Origin of the sequence: Xylophilus sp. ASV27 (assembly GCF_016428875.1) — a bacterium.
In the GTDB taxonomy this organism is placed as follows: domain Bacteria; phylum Pseudomonadota; class Gammaproteobacteria; order Burkholderiales; family Burkholderiaceae_C; genus Xylophilus.
Genome location: NZ_JAELTO010000154.1, coordinates 1 through 7521 on the forward strand (window position 1 = coordinate 1; position 7521 = coordinate 7521).

Annotated in this window: 7 protein-coding genes; all 7 read right to left on the reverse strand. The window is 70.3% G+C overall.

What is annotated here, in order from left to right; genetic code table 11:
* Nucleotides 1–449: 449 nt before the first annotated feature.
* Nucleotides 450–1547 carry an asparaginase gene (locus tag JHD63_RS20890; protein ID WP_198972728.1) on the reverse strand — a complete coding sequence of 366 codons (1098 nt, stop codon included), beginning with the start codon at nucleotides 1545–1547 and terminating at the stop codon, nucleotides 450–452.
* A 116-nt stretch (nucleotides 1548–1663) separates the two neighbouring features.
* Entirely contained in the window at nucleotides 1664–2950 is a 1287-nt protein-coding gene (locus JHD63_RS20895) for a Glu/Leu/Phe/Val family dehydrogenase (protein ID WP_198972729.1), read from the reverse strand.
* Between the two features lie 221 nt (nucleotides 2951–3171).
* On the reverse strand, nucleotides 3172–4713 hold the full coding sequence (gene lnt, locus JHD63_RS20900; RefSeq protein ID WP_198972730.1) for an apolipoprotein N-acyltransferase: 1542 nt from the start codon (nucleotides 4711–4713) through the stop codon (nucleotides 3172–3174).
* Complete coding sequence (locus tag JHD63_RS20905; protein WP_198972731.1) at nucleotides 4713–5582, reverse strand: HlyC/CorC family transporter; 870 nt, start codon at nucleotides 5580–5582, stop codon at nucleotides 4713–4715. Before JHD63_RS20905 ends, lnt begins: the two co-directional genes overlap by 1 nt.
* 69 nt (nucleotides 5583–5651) lie before the next feature.
* The gene (locus JHD63_RS20910; RefSeq protein ID WP_198972732.1) at nucleotides 5652–6377 is read right to left on the reverse strand and encodes a GNAT family N-acetyltransferase; all 726 of its coding nucleotides are present in this window, start codon (nucleotides 6375–6377) and stop codon (nucleotides 5652–5654) included.
* A 59-nt stretch (nucleotides 6378–6436) separates the two neighbouring features.
* On the reverse strand, nucleotides 6437–6910 hold the full coding sequence (locus JHD63_RS20915; protein ID WP_198972733.1) for an Lrp/AsnC family transcriptional regulator: 474 nt from the start codon (nucleotides 6908–6910) through the stop codon (nucleotides 6437–6439).
* A 167-nt stretch (nucleotides 6911–7077) separates the two neighbouring features.
* A complete protein-coding gene (locus JHD63_RS20920) occupies nucleotides 7078–7464 on the reverse strand; it encodes a PGAP1-like alpha/beta domain-containing protein (RefSeq protein WP_198972734.1) in 387 nt (128 codons plus the stop codon).
* Between the last annotated feature and the right edge of the window lie 57 nt (nucleotides 7465–7521).

A 7521-nucleotide genomic window follows, 5' to 3' on the forward strand; every position in this document is an offset into this window, starting at 1 on the left:
CCCCCCCCCCCCCCCCCCCCCCCCCCCCCCCCCCCCCCCCCCCCCCCCCTTTTTTAGATGTGTATAAGAGACAGCCGCCCGGCAGGGCGCGGCAAAGCGCCTGATTCTAGGGCGTGGCGCCGCCGGCGGCCCCGGCGCGCACCGCGGCGCCACCGTTCGCGCGGCCTTGGCGCGCCGCGCCTGCAGGCCGTCGGCGACAGGCGCTTGGCGCCATCGCTCGAAGGAGTCGCGTCGTTCGTCGTGATCCACTGAGGACCGGACTTGCACCGGGAAGAGTGCGCCCATGCCGGGCGCGCCCAAAACAAGAAGGCCGCTGCATGCAGCGGCCTTTTCGAACAACCCCCGGCCCTCGCGCCCCGCCCGCCCTTCCAGAGGCATCGTGGATCCGGCTGCGCCGGTCCGCCGATGCCGCCCCCGGCAAGGGCGGGCGCAGACACGAAGTGCGCAGCTCAATACGTCCAGAAGATGCGCTGCAGCTCCTTCGGATCGCGCGTCTTGGTCATCGCGACCATCGCCAGGATGCGCGCCTTTTGCGGGTTCAGGTCGTGCGCCACGACCCAGTCGTACTTGTCGTCGGGCTGCTCGGCGTTGCGCAGCACGAAGCCGGCGGGCACGCGCGAGGAGCGGATCACGTTGACGCCCTTGGCCCGCAGTTCCTGCAGCGCCGGCACGACGCGGTCGGCGACCGAGCCGTTGCCGGTACCCGCATGGATGATGGCCTGCAGGCCCGGCGTGGCGCCGATCGCGTCGATCGACGCGCGCGGCACGTTGCCGTAGGCGTAGGCGATCTCGACCACCGGCAGCGCCTGGATCTGGTCGATGTCGAATTCGCTCTGGTTGGTGTGGCGCTTGGCCAGCGAGCGGAACCAGTAGTTCTTGCCTTCCACCACCATGCCCAGCGGGCCCCACTGGCTCTTGAACGCCTCGGTCTTGATGTTGACCAGCTTGGCCACGTCGCGGCCGGACTGGATCTCGTCATTCATGGTGACCAGCACGCCCTTGCCCCTGGCGTCCTGGGAGGCCGCGACGCTGACCGCGTCGTACAGGTTGAGCGCGCCGTCGGCCGACAGCGCCGTGCCCGGGCGCATGGAGCCCACCACCACGATCGGCTTGTCGGTGTGCACCGTCAGGTGCAGGAAGTAGGCGGTTTCCTCCAGCGTGTCGGTGCCGTGGGTGACCACGATGCCGTTCACGTCGGGCTGCTTGGCCAGTGCGGAGACGCGCCTGGCCAGCGTCAGCAGGGCGTCGTTGGTGAAGCTCTCGGAGGCGATCTGGAAGGTCTGCTCGCCGCGCACGTTGGCAAGGTTCCTGAGCTCTGGCAGGCCCAGGATCAGTTTGTCGACCGCGACCTTGGCGGCGGCATAGCTGGCGCTGTTGACGGTGCTGGCTCCGGCGCCGGCGATGGTGCCGCCGGTGGCCAGGATCACCACGTTGGGCTTGGCCGGATCGACATCGGCGGCGGGCGCGGGCTGCGCCGACGCCAGCGAGCCCAAGGCCAGCAGGCTGGCTCCGGCCATCCAGGCGCGGAAGCGGGGGGACAGGTACATGTGATGTTCTCCTTTGGTTGAAACAGAACAGTCTGGCATGGGCGCACGCAAACGCCATGCCGTGCCATGCCGTGCGGGGCGAGGGAACGCGGGCCGCTCCCTCGCCCCGCATGCGGTCAGGGATAGAGGCCGCGCTCCTCGCGCGCGATCAGGATACGCTCGCAGGCCACGGCGAAGGTGGCGGTGCGCAGGGTGATCTTGTGGCGGTCTGCCGTGTCCCAGATATGCAGCAGCGCATCGGTCATGATCTTGTCCAGGCGCACGTTGATCTCGTCCTCGGTCCAGAAGAAGCTGCTGAAGTCCTGCACCCACTCGAAGTAGCTGACGGTCACGCCGCCGGCGTTGCAGATGACGTCGGGCACCACCAGGATGCCGCGGTCCTCCAGCACGTCGTCGGCCTGCGGCAGGGTCGGGCCATTGGCGCCTTCGAGCACCAGGCGCGCCTTGATGCGGGCGGCGCGTTCGGCCGTGATCTGGCCTTCCAGCGCGGCCGGGATCAGGATGTCGCAGTCCACCGACCAGAAGTCCTCGGCGTCGGCCGCCTCGCCTTCCTTGTGGTTGCCGATGCCGCCTTCGCGCGCGAGCGTGGCGCGCACCTTCTCGATGTCGAAGCCCTTGGGATTGATGCGCGTGCCGCTGTGGTCCTGCATGGCGACGATCTTGCCGCCCGCGGCCACGAATAGTTCGGCGGCGGTGCTGCCCACGTTGCCCATGCCCTGTACCGCGATGCGCGCGCCGTCGAGCGGCAGGCCCAGCCGCCGCGCGGCCTCGCGCCCGGTGACGAACACGCCGCGGCCGGTGGCCTTGACCCGGCCGAGCGAGCCGCCCAGGTGGATCGGCTTGCCGGTGACCACGCCGGTGGCGGTGGCGCCGGTGTTCATCGAATAGGTGTCCATCATCCAGCCCATGATCTGGCCGTTGGTGTTCACGTCCGGCGCCGGAATGTCGCGCTGCGGGCCGATGATGATGCCGATCTCGCTGGTGTAGCGCCGCGTCATGCGCTCCAGCTCCTTGATGGAAAGCTCCGACGGGTCGACGCGGATGCCGCCCTTGGCGCCGCCGAAGGGCAGGCCCACGCCGGCGGTCTTCACCGTCATCCAGGCCGACAGCGCCATCACCTCTTCCAGCGTGACGTCGGGGTGGAAGCGCACGCCCCCCTTGCCCGGGCCGCGCGAGAGGTTGTGCTGCACGCGGTAGCCCTCGAAGTGGCGCACTCTGCCGTCGTCCATTTCGATCGGCACGTCGACGATCAGCGCGCGCTTGGGGCGCTTGAGCGTCTCGGCCCATTTGGCCAGCGGCCCCAGGTAGGGGACGACGCGGTCGACCTGTGAGAGATAGGTGGCCCAGGGGCTGTCGGCGGCCGACTGGACGTAGGAGAGAGGAGTGGATTTCTCGAGCTTCATGGCTTGCTTTCCCGCCACTGGCGGACGGATGGAGCAGGTAACGGGCACGCCCGGAGACTCATGGAATCCGGCCGCGATGACCCCGCTCGGTGTCTACGCAGTGCGGTGCCGCAAGCAGCACCGTGGCCCGGCGCGATGGTAGTCCCGCCAGGCCCGCCTGGGGATGGTCCGGCCCATGCGTTTTATGCATAAAGACATGTAAGCGCCCCGCCGCCCGCGCTTCAGCGCCGCCTGCTCAGGGCGGCGGCGGCCGCCGCCAGTACCGCGAGCACGGCTGCGCCCCAGAGCGGCCACAGGCCCCAGCGCGAGGCCCAGCGCGCATAGGGCGTGAGCTGCGGATCGGCCAGCCCGCGGCCCTCGACGCGGGCCTCCAGCACGCCGCGCGAATAGCGCGGCAGCGTCGCCGTGACGCGGCCGTGGTGATCGATCACCACGGTCGCGCCGGTGTTGGTGGCGCGCACCATGGGCCGGGCGAACTCCATGGCGCGCATGCGCGAGATCTGCAGGTGCTGATCGATCGCCACGGTGTTGCCGAACCAGCCGATGTTGGTCAGGTTCACGAGGATGGTGGGCGCGCGCGCCGGGTCGGCGAAGTTGCGCGCGATCTCCTCGCCGAACAGATCCTCGTAGCAGATGTTGGGCGCGAGCCGCTGGCCCTGCCAGTCGAAGGCCGGCTGGCCCAGGCCGCCGCGGTTGAAGTCGCCGAGCGGGATGTTGATCATCTCGGTGAACCAGCGGAACAACGGCGGGATGAATTCGCCGAACGGCACCAGGTGGTGCTTGTCGTAGCGGTAGGCCCGCGCCCGGCCCGGCGCCAGGCCGATGGCCGAATTGCTGTAGCCCTCGCGCGCGGAGCCCAGCGGAATGCCCACCAGCGCGGCCTGCGTGCCGGTGGAAAAGCGCTGCTGCAAGGCGTCCAGGTAGCCCACGGGCAGATCGCGCGGCAGCAGCGCAATGGCGGTCTCGGGCGCCACGACCAGCGAGGCGCGCGCGTCGCGCAACTGCTCGGCATACCACTGCAGGGCCAGCGGCACGCCGCTGCCGGGCTGGAACTTCTCGTCCTGCGGGATGTTGCCCTGCAGCAGCGCCACCGACAGCAGCGCCTGCGGCTGCGCCGGCGCGTCCTCGGCGCCTGCGGGCCAGAGCGACGCCGCCGCAATCACGATCAGCCCCGCGCCCAGCCCCCGCCAGCGCCGCGGTGACGCGCACAGCGCCAGCCAGGCCGCGCCGACCGCCGCTGCCGCGCCCAGGCCGTAGACCCCGAGCCATGGCGCCAGCCAGTGCGCCGCCCCGTCAATGTGAGCATAGCCGCCCGCGCCCCAGGGAAAGCCGGTGAACCAGGTGCCGCGCAGCAGTTCGGCCAGCAGCCACAGCATGCCCAGGAGCCCGGCACGCGCCGCCCGCGAGGCCGGCGCCCAGGCCCGGTAGCAGGCGGCCGCCGCGGCGTAGTAGAGCGCCAGGAAGGCGGCCAGGCCCAGCACGGCGGCCACCGCCAGCGGCGCGGCCAGCCCGCCGTAGGTGTGCATGGAGATGAACAGCCACCAGAAGGTGCCGGCCAGCCAGGCTGTGGCAAAGCCCCAGCCCAGCAAGGCGGCCTGGCGCACCGACGCGCTGCGCTGCACCAGCAGGAACAGCGCGGCCAGGGAGGCGATCTGCAGCCACCAGCGCGGCTGGCCCTGCCAGGGGTCGGCGATGGACAGCGCCTGCAGCAAGCCCGCCAGCACTGCCATGGCCAGCGCGGCCCGCTGACCTGGGCGTGCCATCAGCCGGCGTCGTCAGCGCCCGCGGGCGCCACCTTGAACCAACGCACCGCGCCGCCCTTGACGTGCAGCACGCGGAACTGCAGGCCGGCGAGCACGCAGGTTTCGCCGCGGCGCGGCACGTGGCCCAGTTCGTGCGACACCAGCCCGCCGATGGTGTCGAACTCCTCCTCGGCGTCGCTGGCGTGCAGCCTCACGTCGAAAGCCTCGGCCACGCGCTCGACCGGGGTGTCGCCGCTCACGCGGTAGGTGCGGTCGGCCAGGGCGAAGATGTCGCCCTCGTCCTCGGCGATGTCGAACTCGTCCTCGATCTCGCCGACGATCTCCTCGAGCACGTCCTCGATGGTGATCAGGCCGGCCACGCGGCCGAACTCGTCGATGACGATGGCCAGGTGGTTGCGGTTGCCGCGGAATTCGCGCAGCAGGTCGTTCAGGCCCTTGCTCTCGGGGATGAACACCGCCGGGCGCAGCAGCGCGCGGATGTTGAGCTGCGGCGCGCGCTGGAGCTTGAGCAGGTCCTTGGCGAGCAGGATGCCGATGATGTTCTCGCGCTCGCCGCTGTAGACCGGAAAGCGCGAGTGCGCGGTGCCGATCACCAGGTGCAGCAGTTCGTCGTAGGGCGCGTCGATGTCCACCAGGTCCATGCGGGGCGCCGCCACCATCACGTCGCCAGCGGTCTTGTCGGCCAGGCGCAGCACGCCTTCGAGCATGACGCGGGATTCGGCGCCGATCACGTCATTGCTCTCGGCGGCGGAGAGGACTTCTATCAGGTCTTCCTTGGTGTCGGGCGCCGGATGGATGAACTCGGCGACCTTCTGCAGGAATGTGCGCTTGTCTTCGCGATCGACGCGCGCGGGGTGCGGTTCAGACACAGTCTGGAGGTGCAGGACATGCGGTAGTGGGCATGCCGCAAGGATAGCGCGGATCGCGCCGCCTGCGGTCTATGGCGCGGAACGCTGCCGGGCCTCGCGCACGCCCTGGCGGATTTCCTGGATGCTGCCGATCGCGTCCCAGAAATGCTTGGCCTGCACTTTGAGGCGGTAGTCCACCTCGGCGAACTGCTGCTCCAGCAGTTGCGAGAGGCGGCTGTCCAGGTCGGCGGGCGGCAGGCTCAGGTAGGCCTCGGCCTCGGAGCCGTCGCGCTGCACCGTGGCGCCGGCCTTGCGCGCGATGCTCAGCATGGCGGTGTTCTGGCTCAGCGCGTAGATGAAGATCTCGGCCACGCCGGCATTGCGCGCATGCATCATGGCGCGGCGGAACAGGCGCGCGCCATAGCCGCGCGCGCGCGCGCGCTTGACCACGGACACGCCGAATTCCGCGCGGCGGCGCTCGCCGGGCTCGCGCGGAATGGCCAGGTGCGCGACGGCGATCAGGTCCAGCCGGCGGTTGTAGATGCCGAAGATCTCGTCGCGCGCGAAATCCAGGCCGTCGACGTAGCGGCGGATCTGCTCGTCGCTCGCGGCATAGCCGAAGCGCAGGTAGCGGTCTTCCGGGTCCAGCGCCAGCAGGTGCGCGGCGATGCGCTCGCGGTAGGCCGGCCCGAGCGAACGGATCGGCACCAGGGCCGGCGGCAGCGCCGGCGCGCCGGCGTCGGCGGTGCGCGACGGGCGCATCCAGCGGCGGCCGGCGTCGAGGGAGGCTTGGAGCAGAGACACAGGATCGGTCATGGGCGAATTCTAAGGGTTTTCCCTAGTATCTGCAGACACCCTGCAAAGCCCCTACGGACTCACAAGGGCACGGCCGTGGTGGTCTTGACGCGGTCCAGCACGAAGCTGGTCTTGCAGTCCTCCACACTGGGGTGCTTGAGCAGCGTGTCCATGATGAAGCGGCTGTAGTGCGCCATGTCGGCCACCACCACGCGCAGCAGGTAGTCCATCTCGCCGGTCAGGGCGGCGCATTCCACCACCTCGGGCCAGGTCTGCACGCTGGCGCGGAACAGGTCCATGGGGTTGCGCTTGTGGTTCTCGGTGTGCTTTTCCAGCCGCACGTTGAGGTAGGCGGTCAGGCCCAGGCCGACCGCCTCGGGCCGCACCAGGGCCACGTAGCGGTCGATGACGCGGGTTTCCTCCAGCCGCCGCACCCGGCGCAGCACGGCGCTGGGCGACAGGCCGACGGCTTCGGCGATCTGCTCGTAGGTGGCCCGGCCATCGGCCTGCAGCTTGCGCAGGATCAGCACGTCCAGCTTGTCGAATGCTTCCATGCGCCGCATTGTGCAGCCTCGCTGCGCGCACCGGGTCAACACGGCAATGGCGCAATAGCTATCAAATATATAGCATTTAGCCCACATGCCACCTGGGCTTCAGGCATTTTTCGCTGGAAATCCGCATGCCATCGCGCCGCTGGCGCCCCTGGAGATCGTTTTCCGGTTCAGGGCCCGATCTGCTCGAGCACCGCCTCCATCAGCGGCGGATGGAAGGCCAGCGCCAGGTGCGGCAGGCCGGGCACGAAATGCCTGTCGGCGCCGGGCAGCGCGGCGGTCGAGGCCGGGAACACCACATGGTCGCAGTTGGAGTACCAGCAGCTCAGGAGCGCGCGGCGCCCGGCGTCCTCGGTCTGCGCCAGCGCCTGCAGCCAGGCGCTGCCCCGGCGCATCTGCAGGCCGGTGCCGCTGCGGCTGAGGGCGGCCAGCGCCGTGCCCTGGTGCGGCGAGCCCAGGGTGATGATGCGGCGCACCCGGCGCGCGTCGCCGGCCCGGCGCAGCCAGGCACGCGCCGCCAGGCCGCCCATGCTGTGGCACCTGTCTCTTATACACATCTAAAAGGGGGGGGGGGGGGGGGGGGGGGGGGGGGGGGGGGGGGGGGGGGGGGGGGG